At 41.8% G+C, this 15530-nt stretch carries 17 protein-coding genes; 10 read left to right on the forward strand and 7 right to left on the reverse strand.

What is annotated here, in order from left to right; translation table 11 throughout:
• The first annotated feature begins 2 nt into the window (after positions 1–2).
• The 7 genes from H562_RS0107725 (at position 3) to ypfJ (ending at position 7519) form a co-directional block, all read left to right on the forward strand.
• Positions 3–1334 (forward strand): quinol:cytochrome C oxidoreductase, encoded by a 1332-nt coding sequence (locus H562_RS0107725; RefSeq protein ID WP_027376981.1) that lies wholly within the window; start codon positions 3–5, stop codon positions 1332–1334.
• Between the two features lie 76 nt (positions 1335–1410).
• Positions 1411–2574, forward strand: a complete 1164-nt coding sequence (locus H562_RS0107730) for an NTF2-like transpeptidase (protein ID WP_027376982.1) — start codon at positions 1411–1413, stop codon at positions 2572–2574.
• Between the two features lie 5 nt (positions 2575–2579).
• Complete coding sequence (locus H562_RS0107735) at positions 2580–3116, forward strand: adenine phosphoribosyltransferase (RefSeq protein WP_027376983.1); 537 nt, start codon at positions 2580–2582, stop codon at positions 3114–3116.
• Positions 3117–3252: 136 nt separating this feature from the next.
• Positions 3253–3963 (forward strand): YfgM family protein, encoded by a 711-nt coding sequence (locus H562_RS0107740; protein ID WP_027376984.1) that lies wholly within the window; start codon positions 3253–3255, stop codon positions 3961–3963.
• A 15-nt stretch (positions 3964–3978) separates the two neighbouring features.
• Positions 3979–4461, forward strand: coding sequence for a 6,7-dimethyl-8-ribityllumazine synthase (ribH, locus tag H562_RS0107745; protein WP_027376985.1), 483 nt, complete (start codon positions 3979–3981; stop codon positions 4459–4461).
• Between the two features lie 90 nt (positions 4462–4551).
• Positions 4552–6630 carry an LTA synthase family protein gene (locus H562_RS0107750; RefSeq protein ID WP_027376986.1) on the forward strand — a complete coding sequence of 693 codons (2079 nt, stop codon included), beginning with the start codon at positions 4552–4554 and terminating at the stop codon, positions 6628–6630.
• Positions 6631–6664: 34 nt separating this feature from the next.
• Positions 6665–7519: a KPN_02809 family neutral zinc metallopeptidase gene (gene ypfJ / locus H562_RS0107755; RefSeq protein WP_027376987.1), complete on the forward strand. Its 855-nt coding sequence runs from the start codon at positions 6665–6667 to the stop codon at positions 7517–7519.
• A gap of 73 nt (positions 7520–7592) precedes the next feature.
• Here ypfJ and H562_RS14845 read toward each other — a convergent pair whose 3' ends face one another.
• From H562_RS14845 to H562_RS0107770, 3 genes are all read right to left on the reverse strand, one after another.
• Entirely contained in the window at positions 7593–7835 is a 243-nt protein-coding gene (locus H562_RS14845) for a hypothetical protein (protein WP_027376988.1), read from the reverse strand.
• Positions 7836–7999: 164 nt separating this feature from the next.
• A complete protein-coding gene (pruA, locus tag H562_RS0107765; RefSeq protein WP_027376989.1) occupies positions 8000–9625 on the reverse strand; it encodes an L-glutamate gamma-semialdehyde dehydrogenase in 1626 nt (541 codons plus the stop codon).
• A gap of 86 nt (positions 9626–9711) precedes the next feature.
• A complete protein-coding gene (locus H562_RS0107770) occupies positions 9712–10359 on the reverse strand; it encodes a metal-dependent transcriptional regulator (RefSeq protein ID WP_027376990.1) in 648 nt (215 codons plus the stop codon).
• A 227-nt stretch (positions 10360–10586) separates the two neighbouring features.
• Between H562_RS0107770 and H562_RS0107780 the strand changes: the two genes are divergently transcribed.
• A complete protein-coding gene (locus tag H562_RS0107780; RefSeq protein WP_027376991.1) occupies positions 10587–11618 on the forward strand; it encodes a threonine aldolase family protein in 1032 nt (343 codons plus the stop codon).
• 60 nt (positions 11619–11678) lie between these two features.
• On the opposite strand, the gene H562_RS0107785 is transcribed toward H562_RS0107780, so the two are convergent.
• Positions 11679–12485 (reverse strand): enoyl-ACP reductase FabI, encoded by an 807-nt coding sequence (locus H562_RS0107785; protein WP_027376992.1) that lies wholly within the window; start codon positions 12483–12485, stop codon positions 11679–11681.
• 104 nt (positions 12486–12589) lie between these two features.
• Positions 12590–12856 (reverse strand): hypothetical protein, encoded by a 267-nt coding sequence (locus tag H562_RS0107790; RefSeq protein ID WP_027376993.1) that lies wholly within the window; start codon positions 12854–12856, stop codon positions 12590–12592.
• Between the two features lie 194 nt (positions 12857–13050).
• Here H562_RS0107790 and H562_RS0107795 point away from each other — a divergent pair, with 194 nt between their 5' ends.
• On the forward strand, positions 13051–13620 hold the full coding sequence (locus H562_RS0107795; RefSeq protein ID WP_027376994.1) for a DNA-3-methyladenine glycosylase I: 570 nt from the start codon (positions 13051–13053) through the stop codon (positions 13618–13620).
• Between the two features lie 49 nt (positions 13621–13669).
• Here H562_RS0107795 and H562_RS0107800 read toward each other — a convergent pair whose 3' ends face one another.
• Entirely contained in the window at positions 13670–14524 is an 855-nt protein-coding gene (locus tag H562_RS0107800) for a nucleoside phosphorylase (RefSeq protein ID WP_027376995.1), read from the reverse strand.
• Between the two features lie 90 nt (positions 14525–14614).
• Entirely contained in the window at positions 14615–14938 is a 324-nt protein-coding gene (locus tag H562_RS0107805) for a translation initiation factor (RefSeq protein WP_027376996.1), read from the reverse strand.
• A gap of 148 nt (positions 14939–15086) precedes the next feature.
• On the opposite strand from H562_RS0107805, the gene H562_RS0107810 reads away from it, so the two are divergent.
• Complete coding sequence (locus H562_RS0107810; protein WP_027376997.1) at positions 15087–15530, forward strand: hypothetical protein; 444 nt, start codon at positions 15087–15089, stop codon at positions 15528–15530.

Genomic DNA, 15530 nt, shown 5'->3' on the forward strand with positions numbered 1-15530 from the left:
AAATGTATAGTTTTTCACCTAAATTAAGATTATATTCAATCATATTTATCGTTTTGGGATTGGTTCTTTTTGGAGCTGGCTACTTTATGAATCACGGAATCGATGATGCCCGGATTGAACATATGATGGAGTCGGTACATGCAGGCGGAAATCACGCGCCTTCAAACTCCAGCGAGTTGGTAGGACCGCAGGATCACGCCGCTCACTTAGAGCATGCCAAAATGCAGGTACATAATCAGCCTTTGGCAACCCTTCATACGATTTCCGTATTTTTATTTGCTTTGAGCTGCTGTGCATTATTTTTCTACAGTATTCAAAACGCATCCCACGCCGGCTGGTCTATCATCATTTTAAGAGTGATGGAAGCTGTGGCCTCCTTTATTCCGTGGGCCGGTGGAATGATCATTATTCTTACCGTATTAAATGTGACCCATCAGGGACACCTTTTCCACTGGATGGATCCCGAACTTACAACACCCGGCAACGCTAACTTTGATCCCATCCTTTTCGAAAAGAAACGATTTTTAAATATTCCTTTCTACGTTTTCAGAACACTCGTATACGTGTTGGGAGCTTCTTTCTTCGCCTGGAAACTTAAATCATTATCCAGGAAAGTTGACGAAACGAAGAGTAGAGAAGTTTACGCAAAATACTACAGCTGGAGTGTAGGTTATATTGCCTTTTTCGGTTTTTGTTCCGCAGCATGGGCTTGGGACTGGTTGATGTCTATCGATCCGCACTGGTACTCTACCATGTATATCTGGTATGCGATGGTAAGTACTTTAGCTGCTTCGATTGCAGCGATTATGCTCATTAGCGTTTACTTGAAGAAAAAGGGCTTTCTCCCTCAGTTCAATGACAACCACCTGCACGATCTTGGAGTGTTTTTATTCGCTTCGACTATGCTCTGGACATACACCTGGTTTGCACAGTTTATGTTATACTGGTATGCAAACGTGCCGGAAGAAGTAAACTATTTCTTCGGTCGCTTTGAATATTACGGTTGGGTTTTCTGGATCATACTTCTGCTGAACTTCCTTATTCCTTTAACGGTTATGGTAAGTTCAAGTATCAAAAGAAACTATACAGTAATGTGTACAATGGCAGTTGTGATACTGATAGGACAGTGGTTTGTTTACTATAATATGGTAATGCCGGGTACGGTTGGGCCATACTGGGAAACTCCGGAAGTGCTGCTTCTTACGGTAGGTTCTGTTTTATTTGGCGTTGGGTCATTCCTCCTGGTTGTACTCACCGCTCTCTCCAAACTGAAACTAATTCCTGTGGGGAATCCATTCCTTCACGAATCAAAAATATACGAGTATCCTTTCTAAACGACCGTATATTCTTTTATATCCAGATCCCGGCGTATGTCGGGATTTTTGTTAAATTTGTATAAACCTCCTGATTATGAAACGACTTCTGTTGCTATTTCTTCTGGGCTTTCTTGTGATCTCCTGCCGGAAAGATAAGGTAGATGCCACCACAACCAAGAGCTTGCAGTCAAGTATCAACGATATGGCCGCAGGTCTCAGCACGCTTCAACAGGTAAAGTTTAATGAGGCACTGTATATCTTAAAGACTTTCGCAGTAGAAGGTGAGGGTGATTACAGTGAATTAAAGGCTTTGGGCAAACTTATCAATGGAATGAAAGTTCCGCAGATTTTCGCCCTTGCAGATCAGACCGCCCAAAAGAATGGTATTGAGTGGTCAAGTACCGGTCCGCCTTCCTTGGGAGAAATGAATATCTTTGGTCGCGATCTCGCTACGGAATCTGATCCCAATGATATTTCGGCCAGTTCATTGGCACTCACCACAACGCCGGTCGCTGTCGACAGTGTGCTGGGTCCCAAATCTTTGCAGATCGTTCCGCGTCTGCTTGATGCTGGCGGAAAGCCTATCGATTTTTCAGGTGCTGCTTTGGAGGCTGTACTCGAAGTTTTCAGCAATGGAAACCGGATCCTGACTTCGAAAAATTTAATGCAGAACAATAACTTCAAAGGCTTCAGTCTGCGATTTGCGTCATTGCCAGCACAAAAAATTACAGATAACAGGATTGATATCACTGTATCGGTAAAAACTACCAAGAAAACTTTTAAAATGTCGAAGATCGGCGTTCCTGTTAATCCAAAAGGTCTTTTGATGCCCGCCGGAAATCCTACTGATAATCCCGCAGAAACTGTTCCGGTTACACCGGATATGGATGCCGACCTCTCAGTTCCCGATGTAGCAGCAGCACCCACACAGCCCGTGGCCAGCGGAGACCCCAAAAATACGGTAACAAAATTCCTGAATAATCTGAACGCCCAGAATCTGAAAGGCGCCTACGATACTGCAGATAACCAGAATTGGGGTTCCTATGAGACTTTCTCTAATCCCACATCCGGATTTGGTGCAGTAAAGAATGTGACTGTTAAAAACCTGACTACAAGCTCTGCTACCGCAACCGCTGCCAGCGTAAATGCCACCTATGATGTCACCGACAAGTCCGGAAAAACCACCGCACTGCAGGTTACATTCGGGCTTAAGAATGTAAACGGACAATGGAAAATATCCAGTTACAAAATCAATTAAAAGTAATGACAAACCCAGACCTGCTCGTTAAACTGCAGAATACCATTCAGAACGTGCCGGATTTCCCACAACCCGGAATCCAGTTCAAAGATATCACACCTATTTTCCTTAACCCAAAACTCTATGAAGAGGTTATAAAAGACCTGGCAGATTTCAGTCGCGGTAAAATTGATGCGGTGTGCGGAATAGAAAGCCGCGGATATCTTTTCGGCATTGCCATCGCAGTTGTCCTGGAGGTTCCTTTTATTCTCATCCGGAAAAAAGGAAAACTGCCGCCTCCTTTCATTGGCGAAAAATACGATCTGGAATACGGCACCGCAGAAATTGAAATGCGGACCGGCCAGCTGAACACAGGAGCAAGAGTGTTGATCCACGATGATCTTTTGGCAACGGGTGGCACAACCGAAGCTGCAGCAAGGCTGGTTCAGAAACAGGGCGGGATTGTGGCGCAGTTTAGTTTTCTGATCGGTTTAAAGGATCTTGGCGGTGAAAAAAGACTGGAGCAGTTCGGTGCGCCGGTACATAAAATACTGGAATATTAAAATCATAACGTACCCGCCGAAATGCAGTTATATTTAATGGCTTTGCGCGCTATTTTCAAGGCAAATGTTTTTTAAAGCTTAATTTTGTAAATCGTTCGGAAACAGTTAAATTTGCACTTCAATTTTTATTAAAACTATGGCAAAGAATAAATTGCACGCGCGCAGAAAAGAAATGGAAGGAAAGGAAACTGTAGAGGTTTTCAAAGATCTGGACAGAAGCGCTCTGGATACCGAAAGGTTTGTTGAGAAACACGCAAAAACACTGATCATCGTTTTCGGTGCCCTGGTGCTGGCAGTTTTAGCATATTTTGCCTACAAACAGTTTTATGTAGCGCCGAGAAATGAGGAGGCAACGCTGAGTTACCTCGCTGCACAGAAAAACCTGGCAGATGGCAAAGATGATCTGGCTTTAGGCGGTAAAACTGCAGCTAATCCCGGTTATTTAGGAACGTACAAAGATTATTCAGATACCGCTGTCGGAAAACTTTCCGCATATAACGCAGGTTTGCTGAAGTTTAAAGAAGGAAAATACCAGGAAGCGTACGATCTTTTAGACGATTTTTCTTCGGATAATAAAGTTTTAATGGCACTGAAATATGGCGCAATGGCAGATTGCCAGTCCAATCTTAATAAGAATGACGATGCACTTTCACTTCTCGATAAAGCGACTTCAGCTTCCGATGATCCGTATACTTCTTACTACTTTACAAGAAAAGCCGGATTGATGTCTTTAGCAATGAAGAAAAATGCAGAAGCAAAGAAATATTTCTCCTCAATCGAAGAAAAATTTGCGGATTACGACAACGGCATGTCCGATGCTTATATCGAAATGGTAAAATACTATTAATTAAAAAAATATAAAATGGCAACTGTAAATCTTTCGGATTACAAACCATTACAACTTAATGATGCCGGTTCTTTTAGAATTGGCATTGTTGTTTCTGAATGGAATGATTTTGTAACTTACAATCTGCGCGACGGTGCTGTAGAGGTTTTAAAGGCTGAAGGCGTGGATCCGGAAAATATAAAGATCTTCAAAGTTCCCGGTGCTTTCGAGCTTAATTATGCCTCAATGCAGCTGTGCAAAGAAGGTGTCTTCGATGCGGTAATCGCAATTGGCTGCGTGATCCGTGGTGAAACACCACATTTTGACTATGTTTGTTCCGCGGTTGCACAGGGAATTAAAGACTGTAACATCCTGACCGATGTGCCCACCATATTTTGCCTGCTGACGGATGATACCAAAGAACAGTCGGTGGCAAGGAGCGGTGGTATTCACGGTAACAAAGGTGTGGAGGCCGCGGCTACCGCACTTCAGATGATTAATTTCAAAAAGAATCTCTAGGAAAAGAAAGGTAATATTGGTTTTGCAAATCTGTAACTTTTAGCAATATTCGGATTTCTGAGGTCATTTTACAAACTAATTGCTTACAAAATGGATATCAAAAAACTAAAACCTTTTTTATGCCTCGGAATTTTCTACGTGGCTGTTTCGCTGATCCTTCGGATTATCTTCTTTTTACATCCGATCACTACGGCAACTTTTGGCTTTTCCGAAATTCTGAAAATCATTTTTATAGGAATCATTACCGATGTTTTTGTGTTCATTTTAGCAAGCACTTTCCTGGCACTCTATTTTCTATTCCTCTCGAATTCCAAATACAACAAACCTTACGGATATATAATTTTTGGGTTGTTGGTGCTGGCCTTTATCTATACTGCGTTTGTCCCGAGCAATATATTCAGGCAGTACGGCGGCGCATTTCCCGAGGTTGCAATGTCATTTATCGGCCTCAAGATGCTTTTTTTCGGCTTAATGCTGTTTTTACCCGCACAGCGAATTAAAATCCGTAATGTTCTGTATTTCATTACTTTGTTCCTGTACGTATTGCTGATTATTTTTAATGCCGTAAGTGAATATTTTTTCTGGAATGAATTCGGTGTGCGTTACAATTTTATCGCCGTCGATTATTTGATCTACACCAATGAAGTCATTGGAAACATCATGGAAAGTTATCCGGTCATTCCCCTCTTCTCCGGAATTCTTGCCTTAACTCTACTGGTTACCTGGCTTATTTTTAAGAAGACAAAAAACGAACTTTTAACACTACCAAACTTTAAGCAGAAACTTATTCTGCTCGGCACTTTCCTTTTCCTTTTCGGTCTCAGTTTGATCATCGTACCCAAGCTTGATTCTTTAAAATCCGAAAATACTTTTTCCGAACAGATCCAGGCTAATGGTTTGCCGAAATTTTATCACGCCTTTACACATAACGAACTCGATTTTTTTCAGTTTTATCCCACTGTGACACAGTCTGCGGCGGAACAGAATTTCCTGAAGCAGTTTCAGCCGCCAGCGCTCACCAGAAAGATAGCACCCGCGGCACCTGAACTCAAAAAGAATGTGGTTCTGATTTCCATTGAAAGTCTTTCCGCAGAATTTCTGGAGCATTACGGCAACACACAGAAGATTACGCCTTTCCTCGACAGTTTGGCGGATAAATCGCTGCTGTTTACCAATCTGTATGCCACTGGAAACAGAACAGTGCGAGGACTGGAAGCTTTGACGCTGTGTATCCCGCCCACTGCGGGCGAAAGCCTCATCAAAAGGGAACAGAACAAAAATAAATTCACCACCGGAAGTGTTTTTAAATCCAAAGGTTACGATGTGAAGTTTCTGTATGGCGGATACAGCTACTTCGATAATATGGAAGATTTTTACAAAGGAAATGGCTACGATATTGTAGACCGAAACAATTTTAAACCCGAAGAAATTTCTTTTGCAAACGTGTGGGGCGTTGCCGATGAAGATATGGCGAAAAAAGCCATCCAGGTGATGAATGCCGAAGCAAAGGCGGGAAAACCTTTCTTTCACCATTGGATGACCGTGTCCAATCACCGGCCGTTTACTTATCCCGAAGGAAGAATAGACATTCCCGGCGATGCCAAATCCCGTGAAGGCGGCGTGAAATATACCGATTATTCGCTGCGCAAATTTTTCAGTCTGGCCAAGAAGCAGCCTTGGTATAAGAATACGGTTTTTGTAATTATTTCGGATCACTGCGCCTCCAGCGCCGGCAAAACGAAACTGCCGATGGATAAGTACCGAATACCGGCCATGATTTTTTCCGAAGGGTTTGTGCAGCCGCAACAGTTTAATCAGTTGATGTCACAAATTGATGTTATGCCCACTTTATTCGGACTGCTTAATTTTTCCTATGAATCTAAATTCTTGGGTCAGGATGTCTTTACTGAAAATTTCACTCCCAAAGCCTATGTCGCAACCTACCAGGATCTTGGGCTGATTAAAGATGAACATTTAACTGTGATTTCTCCTACACGGAAAGTAAAACAATATGAACTCGTACAGCAAAAATCGGATCTCCCCGAAAACTTCCGGATTTATTACGATGAGAAACCCGTAACTGCGCCGGTGCAAACCTTAGTCAATGACTGTATTTCTGTGTATCAGGCAACAAGTTTTTGGCTGAAGGAACACATGCTTAACAAATAAATTTTTTTGTAATTTTAGAAGTAAATTAGATATTATGAAATGGACAAACGATAGAAGCGGAAATGTGGAGGACAGGCGAGGCTCCGGAGGCGGCGGAGGTCTAATGGTCGGCGGCGGCCTCGGAACACTGATTATTGCGGCAATCGTATTTTTTCTTGGTGGTGATCCTTCAGCCATTCTTTCTTCCGGCGGAAACGCCGGTCCCCAAACTGAACAGCGAGATCTGACGAAAGATGAACTTCAGGTGAAAGAATTTGTATCTATGGTGACTGCAGAAACTGAAAAAACCTGGGGAAAAATTTTTCAGGAAAACGGTATGCAGTACGATCCACCGAAAGTGGTGATGTTCGAAAGTGTAACCCAGTCCGGTTGTGGAACCGCGCAGGCCGCTATGGGACCTTTTTACTGCCCTGCTGACCAGACCGTGTATATGGATATGAGTTTCTTTCAGGAACTGCAGCAAAGGTTTGGCGCGAAAGTTACCGAATTTTCTATCGCCTATGTCATGGCACACGAGATCGGTCATCATGTGCAGACACTTTTGGGAACCACCCAGAAAGTCGATCAGCTGCGTGCAAGTGGGAGATATTCTGAAGCAGATATGAACCGGGTTTCGGTTGCCACAGAATTGCAGGCTGATTTTTATGCCGGAGTCTGGGCAAAACAGACCGATAACCGCGAACATATTTTGGAGCCGGGTGATATTGAGTCCGCAATCTCGGCAGCTGAAGCAGTTGGCGATGATAACATCCAGAAACGCTCGCAGGGTTACGTAAACCAGGAAGGATTTACGCACGGCAGTTCTGCGCAGAGAAGAGATTGGTTTATGAAAGGTTATAATACCGGCGACATCCGCCAGGGAGATACATTTAATGCCTTGCTTAAATAAAATCGGTTTCTATTGAATACAAAAAACCGTATCTGTTGGGATACGGGTTTTTTTTGCTTTTATTTAAAAATTTCTAGCCTTGGTTGGATGTGTCTCCATAAGATGTTTTCATGTCTTCAGCTTTGTTCTGAACCTGTGAAACAACATCATTTGCTTTGGATTTTAAATCACTACCAAATTTGTTGAAGTTATCTTTTGCTGTATTTACTTTGTCCTTTACAGCTTGTTTTTCTTCAGGAGTAGAATTTTTATACTTCCACCATGCTAATGCTCCCAGTCCTAATAATGCAAGAAGCCCGTTTTTTTTAGTGCCCATAATATTAATGTTTTAAGTTTTAAAAATATAATTTGATACACATGTGATTGTAAAAAGTGTGCCACGATTTCTGCATAAAGTATAAAATTTTGTTAAATGCTGAGTATTCAGGGAAACAAAAAACTCTGCCCGGGGACAGAGTTTTATTTAAAATCAGGATTTCATTAACCCAGATAAGGATACTTATAATCTTTAGGCGAAACAAAGGTTTCTTTGATGCTTCTTACAGAAACCCACCGCATAAGATTCATTTTTGAACCTGCTTTGTCGTTTGTTCCTGATGCTCTGGCACCGCCGAACGGTTGCTGTCCTACCACCGCTCCGGTTGGTTTGTCATTAATGTAGAAATTTCCCGAAGCATTTTCCAGTGCTTTATAAGCTTCTGCGATTGCATAACGGTCCTGCGCGAAAACGGCACCCGTTAACGAGTAAGGTGACGTTTGATCAACGAGTTTTAAAGTCTCGCTCCATTTTTCATCTTCGTAAACATAAACCGTAAGAATCGGTCCAAAGATCTCTTCACAAAGTGATTCGTAATTTGGATTTGTGGTGAGAATAACGGTAGGTTCCACGAACCATCCCCTCGAATCATCGCATTTACCGCCCATAATTACAGAGGAATCTGCGGATTTTTCCGCTCTTTCAATATATCCTTTACATTTATCGAAAGAACCCTGGCTGATCACCGCATTGATGAAGTTCGAAGGATCTTCCGGACTGCCCATTTTTACCGTTTTCAGTTGGGCTTCCATTGTCTCTTTTACTTTTGGCCAAAGTGATTTTGGAACGTATGCACGGGAAGCTGCGGAACATTTCTGTCCCTGATATTCGAATGCACCGCGTACAAGACCTGTTGCAACAGCATCTACATTGGCGGAAGAATGCACTACCACAAAATCTTTTCCACCGGTTTCACCTACAATTCTTGGATACGTTTTAAATTTGTGAATATTGTTGCCGATCATTTTCCACATTCCCTGGAATACAGAAGTAGAACCTGTAAAGTGAAGTCCCGCAAAATCCGGGTGTGCCATTACTTTTTCAGCAGTTTCTTTGCCATCAGTAAAAATCATATTGATGACTCCCGCAGGTAAACCGGCTTCGGTTAAAATATCCATAATTACTTTTGCTGCAAGAATCTGTTTGTCGGAAGGTTTCCAGACCACCACATTGCCCATCATTGCCATACATGTCGGCAAATTCCCGGCGATAGCCGTAAAGTTGAACGGTGTTACTGCAAAGCAGAAACCTTCGAGTGGGCGGTATTCTGTTCTGTTCCAGATTCCTTCATCTGAAACCGGTTGTTCACTGTACATTTCCGTCATGAATTCTACGTTAAAACGAAGGAAATCAATAAACTCACAAGCTGAATCGATTTCGGCCTGATGTACATTTTTACTCTGTCCGATCATAGTTGCCGCATTTAAACGGTCTCTGTACGGACCTGCGAGAAGATCAGCAGCTTTCAGAAAAATTGCTGCACGCTGTTCCCAACCAAGGTTATTCCAGTTTTCCTTTGCCTCCAAAGCTGTATTGATGGCGCTATCAACATCCTGCATGGTTCCTTTATAATAAAAACCAAAATCGTGCTGGTGATCCTGTGGGGAAACAAGACGGACTTTTTCACTGCTCTGTACCTCCTTACCATTGATGATCATTGGGATTTCTGCTTTTTCTTTCCACATGGCCTTATATGTGGCAAGAAGTGATTTTACCTCCGCAGAGCCGGGTGCATAACTTCTCACGGGTTCGTTGACCGCCATAGGAACTTGCGATATTGCTTTTGACATATTTTTACTTTTTATTGAATTTTTTGTGAATGTTACAAAGTTACGCCAATTTGCGGTTAACTACCAAAAGTCAGCACGCCAGCAAATTATGCTTTTACAAGGATTCGGTCGCACACGATCTGGCTCAGAACCGTGGAGTCACCGTTGAGCAAAACCGTCATGGAATGATCGTAATTTTCAATTTCCAGAATTTCTATTTCCTGGCCCAGCTCCAGTTTTTTAGAATTCAGGTAGCTTAGGAAATCATCGTCCGAAACCGTCACTGCGGCGAAAGTAACCTTATCGCCCACCTTGCAGCTGCTGAGTTTTAGCAGATCACGTGCGATGATATTTCCGTCTTTGTCGGGAATTGGTTCGCCATGGGGATCGGTCTTCGGATAATTTAAAATCTCATCCATCTTATCGAAAAATATTTCCGACTGTATATGTTCTACCTGTTCGGCGATTTCGTGTACATTTTCCCAACCGAAATTCATCGTCTGCACCAGAAACATTTCCGTAAGCCGGTGTTTGCGCACCACCAGTGCCGACTGCTTGATGCCGGAAGCGGTTATTTTCAGCGGTTTATAACTTTCGTAAATCACCCATTTCTTTTCCGCAAATTTCTTCATCATATTGTTAACACTCGGCATCTTCACGTTAAGGAATTTGCTCATTTCGTTAATGGTGACCGTTTGCTCGTCATTGATCAGGTGGAAAATGGCTTTCAGGTAATTCTCTTCAGTAAGTGAGATTTACGTTGATACAAATCTAACATTTTTCTGATGACTAAAAAACCCACAGGAATGTGGGTTTGAGTTTACTATAAAAAATCTTTAATATGAAGAGACTTACCAAAAAAGCGATGATCATTTTTTTGATCTGTTTCCTCTACAAAATTCGGAAAAGCCGCACTTTTCAAACAGGTTAAATCCACGTATTTTGCAGCGTGCTTTCACGTTTTTTTTATTATTTTTATCTGATGAAATTTTCCTTTAAAAATGATTATTCAGAGGGTTGTCACCCGCGGATCCTGGAAGCTCTTTTTTCAACCAATCTAAGTCAGCAGGGCGGTTATGGACTAGATGACTACTGCCAAAATGCTGAAATATCAATACAGGAGAAAATTAATAATCCTGCAGCCAAAGTTTTTTTCCTTTCCGGCGGAACGCAGGCCAATCTAACGGTGATCGCTGCTTTTTTGCGCCCGCACGAAAGTGTAGTTTCTGCCCAGACCGGCCATATTTTCACCAATGAAACAGGCGCAATTGAGGCGACCGGTCATAAAGTTCACGCAGTACAGTCTGCAGACGGCAAAATAAAGCCGCAGCAGATTCAGGAAATTCTGGATGCACACCGTAATGTCCCGCATCAGTTGAAACAGAAACTGGTATATATTTCAAATTCCACTGAACTCGGCACCATTTATTCCCGGACTGAGCTTAAAAATTTATCTGCTTTCTGCAAAGAAAATGATCTTTACCTTTTTATGGACGGTGCACGGCTCAGTCAGGCATTAGCCGCAGAAACCAATGATATTACGCTTCAGGATCTCGGTCAGCTTACGGATGCTTTTTACTGGGGTGCCACCAAAAACGGCGCGTTGCTCGGTGAAGCTATCATCATTAATAATAAGGAACTTCAAGGGGATTTCGGTTTTCATTTAAAACAAAAAGGAGCGTTGCTCGCGAAAGGCAGATTGCTCGGGATCCAGTTTCAGGAATTGCTTCATAACGACCTTTACTTGAGTTTGGCAAAACATGCCAATGTACAGGCGATGAAAATAAAAGAAGCTTTCAGCAAAAAGGGTTACGATTTCCTGACCGAAACTTTCACCAATCAGATTTTCCCGGTTTTGAAACATTCGGAAATTGAAAAACTTGCGGAAAACTTCGATTTCTATGTCTGGAAAAATATTGATGATGATTCCGCCGCCATTCGAATCATTACGTCCTGGGCAACAGCTGCTGAAGTTACAGATCTTTTTATTCAGAAGATCAATTCCTTAAAATAGGTCATAAAAAAACGCCCTACTGCAAAGTAAGGCGAAGCTGTCTTTTTAATAAACGGAAGTTTAATCTTCAAACTTATCGACGATTTTCTGTGAAACTCCGGTTTTGCTGAAACCACCGTCGTGGAAGAGATTCTGCATGGTTACTTTTTTCGTAAGATCAGAGAACATGCTTACACAGTAATTGGCACAGTCCAGTGCGTCTGCATTTCCGAGCGGCGACATGTCATCGGCAAAGTTGAAAAAGCCGCTGATTCCCTTTACACCCGCACCTGCTTTCGTCATCACCGGCGATTGAGAAATGGTATTTACCCGAACTTTGCGCTCGCCCCAATAATAGCCGAAACTTCTGGCGATACTTTCCAGGTAAGATTTATTATCTGCCATATCGCTGTAATTTGGGAAAGTCCTTTGTGCCGCGATATAGGTGAGCGCCAAGATAGAACCCCATTCGTTCATTATGTTCTTGTCCCAGGCGGTCTTCATTACTTTGTGGAAAGATACGGAAGATACGTCCCAGCCTTTTTCCAGGAAATCGTAATTCAGTTCGGTGTAGCTTTTTCCTTTTCTGATGTTTACCGACATACCGATTGAGTGCAGTATGAAATCAATTTTCCCAAACTTTTCTTCCGCATGCGCAAAAAGTTTTTCCAGATCTTCCATTGAAGTGGCGTCAGCAGGAATAACATCTGAACCTGTCTTCTTTGCAAGTTCATCAATTTCACCCATTCTCATAGCGATTGGCGCGTTCGAAAGTATAAATTCAGCACCTTCTTCATGACATCTTTCTGCCACTTTCCATGCGATTGACTGATCATTTAGCGCACCGAAAATAATTCCTTTCTTGCCTTTTAGTAATCCGTAGGACATAATAATAGTTGTTTAATTAGACAAATGTAAAATTTTTATTGCTGAAAGCATAACAAAAGGGAACCAATTTCTTGATTCCCCTCATAACTATATGAAACTTAGAATTAGTTCGTCGCTTTGCGAACTTCCGCTTTTGCGTCTTCTGACCAGTCTTTGGTCTGTTCCCATGCATCAGATACCGCATCTTTGGTATCTTCCCAGGCATCGGATACATTGTCTTTCGCTCTTTCCATCCAACCTTCAGCGGTTGGCGTTGCATTTCTGTCTCTTTCTTCGCGGATGTAATCCTTAGCTCTGTCGGCATAATCGTTTACTGTCCACTTTGTTTTATCTACCGCTCTTTCAGCGTCGTTATAATCCTGTCTGTCCATAATAATATTATTTTAGTTAGTAATTAATGAAAAATTTAATTTGATATTACTTAAGATACAATATCTATTCCTAAATAATTTAAGATTATGTTAAAGTTTTCGTAAAGGTTTCCCAATTATTTTTTTAATGTAGCAATGTCACTTTTATTAAAATTTTGAATCACTTTATGTAAATTTGATGAGAATTTACAATAATGAAAAAGATCCGCTGCGGCTGGTGCGAGAAAAGTGACCTCTACCGAACTTATCACGATGAGGAATGGGGCAAACCGGTTTACGACGATGATACGATTTTCGAGTTTCTTGTGCTGGAAAGTTTTCAGGCAGGACTCTCCTGGCTTACGATACTAAATAAGAGAGACAATTTCCGCAGGGCATTCGATGATTTTAATTATAAAAAAATCGCCGTATATTCTCCTGAAAAGGTTTCTCAACTGATGGATGACCCGGGAATTGTGCGAAACCGCCTCAAAGTTCTGGCAACCATTAACAATGCCCAAAAATTCATGGCTGTACAGAAGGAGTTCGGTACATTCGCAAAATATATTTGGGAATTTGTAGGCGGCAAACCCATCATTAACCATCCAAAAGAATTAGCTGACGTTCCTGCAACAACGATAATCTCGGATGCTCTCGCGAAAGATTTAAAGAAGCGTAGTTTCAAGTTTCTGGGTTCCACCGTAATTTATGCGCATATGCAGGCCACCGGAATGGTCGATGATCACCTGGAAAACTGCTTTTGCAAAAGTCCCGCGGACGTATAAAAAAATACGCTCCATTTCTGAGGCGTATTTGTACAATATCGCGGAATTCTTATTTAATGATTCGGTCCAGCACCCATTTGATCAGGTTTTTTTCAGAGGCTGCGTGATCGGCAGAAAATTCACCGCGCCGTCTGTTCGCAATAACTGAATTTACCGTAATTGCTTTGTGGCCCAGCAATTTCGAAAGGCCATAAATTGCCGAGGTCTCCATTTCGAAATTTGAAACGCCAAGTTCATTCAGTGTTTCCAAAAATTGATCGTCAATTGCTTTCAAACGCAACTGTCGCCCCTGTGGCGCATAGAAACCGGGGAAGGTCGCAGTGTTTCCGTGGTATTTTGCATCTTTATAATAATCGGCAATATCTGCTGCCCAATCAGAAAAATAGAGCATAGGTTTAATTTTCTCATACGGGAATTTCGCCATGAAATTGCGGGAAAATTCGTTTTCGAAACTGTAGTCTGAGTAAAAATGAAGCAAACCGTCTAGGCCGACCACATTTTGTGTCACCAGCATATTGTCAACTTCAACCTCAGGATTTACGCTGCCGCAGGTTCCCATGCGGAACAATTCCAGAGCGGTATGATCTTTTTTAAATTCCTTTTCTTTCAGGTCGATATTAACCAGCGCATCCAGCTCATTCATTACAATGTCGATATTTTCGGTACCTATGCCGGTAGACATTACCGTAATCCTTTCACCGCGAAGTGTTCCCGTATGGGTATAAAATTCGCGTTTATTTTTTTTAATGTCGATCTTATCGAAGAACTGCGAAACCTTGGGAACTCTGTCGGGATCGCCCACAAGAATAATTTTTTCTGCAATATCTTCGGGCAGAAGGTTTAGGTGGTACACACTGCCGTCTGCGTTCAGAACAAGTTCAGAGGCTGCTAATTTATTGATCATAATCGTATATTTTTAAAATTAAAAAACCCTCTCAAAAGAGGGACCTTAAAGTTACGCAGAAATTTTCTGCCGCTCAAGTTTTTCCAGTGTTTATCCGCCCACACGCTTTGTTTTATAGCCCATATCCTGCAGGATCTTCATGATGCGGTCGCGGTTGTCTCCCTGTATGATGATCACCCCATCTTTCTCGGAACCACCAATGCCTAGCGTGGTTTTTATTTTCTTTGAAATGTTTTTAAGGTCGTCAGCAGAGCCTTCAAAACCTTCGACAAGCGTTACAGGTTTGCCGTGCCGCCCTTTTTTTTCAAATTTACAGATGAGCGGATCCTTTTGCACAAATATTTCCTGCGGCATTTCGAAATCCTGCTCTTCATGGTCAGGAAACATATTTTTAAGTTGATCTCTTAAATCCATCATACAAAAATACAGAAATAAAATTCTGATGAAAGCGGAAGATTTTTAAGTCGCTGATGATATGCAAATCATAAAATAATCATAAAAAATAATTATGGTTCGTTTAGTTCCGAACTAAGCCGTACTTTTGTCTGTTCAAAATTTAAGGATGGAATTCGATAAGGACATTTTCCGGGAAATGGTGAAATTTTATGGTGAGGCGTATCATTTGCCGCCGCTTGCCGCAAAAATTTACGCCTATTTAATTTTTGATTTCGACCGGAACGGTGTTTCTTTTGAAGAGTTCGTTGAGATCTTTGCAGCGAGTAAAAGCTCGGTTTCCTCCAATCTTAATCTGCTGCTGAACCTCGACATCATTAAAGATTTTACGAAGATCGATGAAAGAAAACGTTTTTTTGTGATGAATGAAAATTACATGAAAATCCGTTTTCGGGAAATCATCGATAAAATGGAAAAGGAACTTTCGATCCTTAATAAACTCAGTAATTACCGTAATTCGACAGATGCAACGGCGGTGCGGAAATTCCAGACTTATCAGGCACTCTTTCAAAAAAACATCGACAATATTCAGGAAATGCTGGATCAGGTTTGA

The organism is Kaistella palustris DSM 21579, assembly GCF_000422265.1.
In the GTDB taxonomy this organism is placed as follows: domain Bacteria; phylum Bacteroidota; class Bacteroidia; order Flavobacteriales; family Weeksellaceae; genus Kaistella; species Kaistella palustris.

Bases quoted from the DNA above. Each gene is read 5' to 3' on its own strand.
- H562_RS0107725 (WP_027376981.1), top strand. From the start codon at position 3: ATGTATAGTTTTTCACCTAAATTAAGATTATATTCAATCATATTTATC.
- H562_RS0107730 (WP_027376982.1), top strand. From the start codon at position 1,411: ATGAAACGACTTCTGTTGCTATTTCTTCTGGGCTTTCTTGTGATCTCC.
- H562_RS0107735 (WP_027376983.1), top strand. From the start codon at position 2,580: ATGACAAACCCAGACCTGCTCGTTAAACTGCAGAATACCATTCAGAAC.
- H562_RS0107740 (WP_027376984.1), top strand. From the start codon at position 3,253: ATGGCAAAGAATAAATTGCACGCGCGCAGAAAAGAAATGGAAGGAAAG.
- ribH (WP_027376985.1), top strand. From the start codon at position 3,979: ATGGCAACTGTAAATCTTTCGGATTACAAACCATTACAACTTAATGAT.
- H562_RS0107750 (WP_027376986.1), top strand. From the start codon at position 4,552: ATGGATATCAAAAAACTAAAACCTTTTTTATGCCTCGGAATTTTCTAC.
- ypfJ (WP_027376987.1), top strand. From the start codon at position 6,665: ATGAAATGGACAAACGATAGAAGCGGAAATGTGGAGGACAGGCGAGGC.
- H562_RS14845 (WP_027376988.1), bottom strand. From the start codon at position 7,835: ATGGGCACTAAAAAAAACGGGCTTCTTGCATTATTAGGACTGGGAGCA.
- pruA (WP_027376989.1), bottom strand. From the start codon at position 9,625: ATGTCAAAAGCAATATCGCAAGTTCCTATGGCGGTCAACGAACCCGTG.
- H562_RS0107780 (WP_027376991.1), top strand. From the start codon at position 10,587: ATGAAATTTTCCTTTAAAAATGATTATTCAGAGGGTTGTCACCCGCGG.
- H562_RS0107785 (WP_027376992.1), bottom strand. From the start codon at position 12,485: ATGTCCTACGGATTACTAAAAGGCAAGAAAGGAATTATTTTCGGTGCG.
- H562_RS0107790 (WP_027376993.1), bottom strand. From the start codon at position 12,856: ATGGACAGACAGGATTATAACGACGCTGAAAGAGCGGTAGATAAAACA.
- H562_RS0107795 (WP_027376994.1), top strand. From the start codon at position 13,051: ATGAAAAAGATCCGCTGCGGCTGGTGCGAGAAAAGTGACCTCTACCGA.
- H562_RS0107800 (WP_027376995.1), bottom strand. From the start codon at position 14,524: ATGATCAATAAATTAGCAGCCTCTGAACTTGTTCTGAACGCAGACGGC.
- H562_RS0107805 (WP_027376996.1), bottom strand. From the start codon at position 14,938: ATGGATTTAAGAGATCAACTTAAAAATATGTTTCCTGACCATGAAGAG.
- H562_RS0107810 (WP_027376997.1), top strand. From the start codon at position 15,087: ATGGAATTCGATAAGGACATTTTCCGGGAAATGGTGAAATTTTATGGT.